Raw genomic sequence first — 2,944 nt, forward strand, 5'->3', positions numbered from 1 at the left:
GGGCGGATTTATCAGCATCAACGTCACGCTTTAGGAAGTAACATTTTATTTTCTATCATTATGAATTAGGTCGGTGTCCCTCGTCAATGAGATAACCGACCTTTTCTGTTTTGAAATGTCCGTGTCTTTGTGCCTTTGTGGTAAAAGATGTTCTCGCCACAAAGACACGAAGGCACAAAAGAAAGTAAAAATTCAATAAACACATTATGAAAATCGCAAACTACGAATTATTCCCAATTGAAACCGGACGTTTTGCTCTCGATGGCGGAGCGATGTTCGGCATTGTCCCAAAACCATTGTGGAGCAAATCAAATTCTCCCGATGAACGCAACCGCATCGAACTTGCCGCACGTGGATTACTCCTCAAAGGCGAAGGAAAAGTTATTCTTATTGATAACGGCAATGGCAATAAATTTACTGACAAACAAATTGATATTTATCGTCTCGATAATTCACAATCAAGTTTGGATTCATCGTTACAAAAAATTGGACTTACGCGCACCGATGTAACCGATGTTATTCTTTCGCATTTGCATTTTGACCACGCGGGCGGCTCTACGATAAAAGAAGATGGCATCTTAAAACCCGCTTTCCCCAACGCAACATACTTCGTGCAGAAAAAACATTATCTCCGTTCGTTAAACGCAAACGAAAAAGACAAAGGAAGTTTTATGCCCGATGATTTTATGCCGTTGAAAGAATTCGGCGTGCTCGAATTTCTTGAAGGAAATGAAAATGTTTTTCCCAACATCGAATTTATGATTTGCAACGGACACACCGACGCACAACAACTTCCTGAAATTTCCGACGGCGAAACAACGCTTTTGTATTGTTGCGATATGATACCGACGAGTTCGCACATTCCTCTCCCCTACATTATGGGATACGATTTGCGTCCGCTGGAGACATTGGAAGAAAAGAAATTGATACTGAACAACGCCGCCGATGAAAACTGGATTCTTTTCTTCGAACACGACCCGAAAATTACTGCGGCAAGAGTTACGCGAACAGAAAAAGGTATCGTGATGAGTGAAGAAGTGAAAATGTAAATCGTCATTCCCAGAAGCGAACCGACGGAGCATTGTCAAAGAATTTTTAAGCAATTTTTATTATGCGTTATGAATAAAAAATTTTTTCTTGTTGGTTTATCCCTTTCAATTTTTCTTGTTTCCTTTTTCTCTCCAAAAAAAGAACGAAAACATTTTGAGAAAGAAGAATCTTCGCCGCGTGGAGATTGGTTTTATGACCAACGAACGTTCCCCTATTCGGAAATAAATTATGCGGAATATGGAAAAGCAATAGAACGAAGCGCATCAATGAAAGCGGTTGCAAAACACACAAACGCCGCTTGGGAATTCGCCGGACCCATCAACATTGGTGGAAGAATTACCGATGTTGAAATGCCGTCATCCAACACTTCAATTATTTACGCCGGTTCTGCAAGCGGAGGAATTTTCAAATCTACCGATTTCGGCAATTCATGGAATGCTATTTTTGATGATGCGAAAAGTTTATCCATCGGAGATATAACGCTTGCTCCTTCCAATGAAAATGTTTTGTATGTAGGAACGGGAGAACCCAACGGCGGAAGCGGTTCGCTTACCTACGGCGGTTTCGGCGTGTATAAATCTACCAATGCCGGTGAAAGTTGGACTCATTGCGGATTGGATTCCACGCGTTTCATCGGAAAAATTGCCGTTCATCCCACCAATTACAATATCGCGTATGTTGCTGCGATGGGAACAATGTATTCAAAGAACGAGCAGCGGGGCGTGTATCGTACATTCGATGGCGGTCTCTCGTGGCAAAAAGTTTTCTTCCTTTCCGATTCCACGGGATGTATTGATATCGCTATAAATCCCAACGCGCCGAATATTATTTATGCCGCAATGTTTGAGCGGATGCGTTATGCGTGGCAACGGTCTTACGGAGGAATTACCAGCGGTTTATATCGTTCAACAGATGCAGGAAATACGTGGACACAACTCACCAACGGACTTCCTCCCAACTCTCCCAACATCAGCAGAATTACCATCGCTCTGTTTCATCCCAATCCGGAAATTATCTACGTTAGTTATGCCGCATCATCAGGCGAATTGATGGGCGTCTATAAAACCACCAACGGCGGCGAAACGTGGACACCAATAAACTCAGCAGAACTTTCCGGAATATTTACGTCGTACGGTTATTGGTTTGGCGGAATAAAAGTACATTCGAGCGATTCCAATATTTTATATATGCTCGGATTGTATTCAATGAAATCTACCAACGGCGGCGCGAATTGGTTTTCCAACGATTTTAACGTTCACGTTGACCACCACGCTCTGTTTGTTCATCCGCAAAATCCGTCGCTGGTGCTGGAAGGCAATGATGGAGGTTTGTATTACTCTAACGATGGCGGAAATAATTTTACTCATTTTGAAAATCTTCCGAATAATCAATTCTACACGTGTGAAGTGGACGAACAAAATCCCACAAACCTCTACGGCGGCACTCAGGATAACGGTACGAACAGAACACTCACCGGAAATTTGAACGATTGGCAAGAACTTTTCGGCGGTGACGGATTTTATGTTCTCGTGGATCCGAACGATAACTCATTTCTGTATATGGAATACCAATACGGCGGATTTAGTTTTGGAACAAACGGCATCAATTTTTCCGACCGATTTAACTGGAGTACGCCCTTCGTTTTTAATCCGTTAAATTCCGCTTCGCTTTTTCTCGGCTCGGATAAAATGTATAAAACAACCGACCGCGCAAACAATTGGACTGCAATTAGCCCCGATTTAACGAACGGACCTTCACCCGGAAATTTACCCTATGGAACTATTACAACCATTGCAGTTGCTCCATCGGATTCGAACACAATTTATGCGGGAACCGATGATGCAAACGTGTGGGTAACAAGCAACAGCGGTGTCAATTGGACGAATATTTCCGA

The 2,944-nt window shown here is 42.7% G+C and carries 2 protein-coding genes; both read left to right on the plus strand.

The genetic code is table 11. From position 1 onward, the window contains the following. Positions 1-206: 206 nt before the first annotated feature. A complete protein-coding gene (locus tag FJ218_11275; protein MBM4167482.1) occupies positions 207-1,049 on the plus strand; it encodes an MBL fold metallo-hydrolase in 843 nt (280 codons plus the stop codon). Positions 1,050-1,118: 69 nt separating this feature from the next. Beyond that, positions 1,119-2,944: hypothetical protein (locus tag FJ218_11280; protein MBM4167483.1), on the plus strand; the 1,826-nt coding region annotated here is incomplete at its 3' end.

The organism is Ignavibacteria bacterium (assembly GCA_016873775.1).
In the GTDB taxonomy this organism is placed as follows: Bacteria; Bacteroidota; Ignavibacteria; order UBA10030; family F1-140-MAGs086; genus JAGXRH01.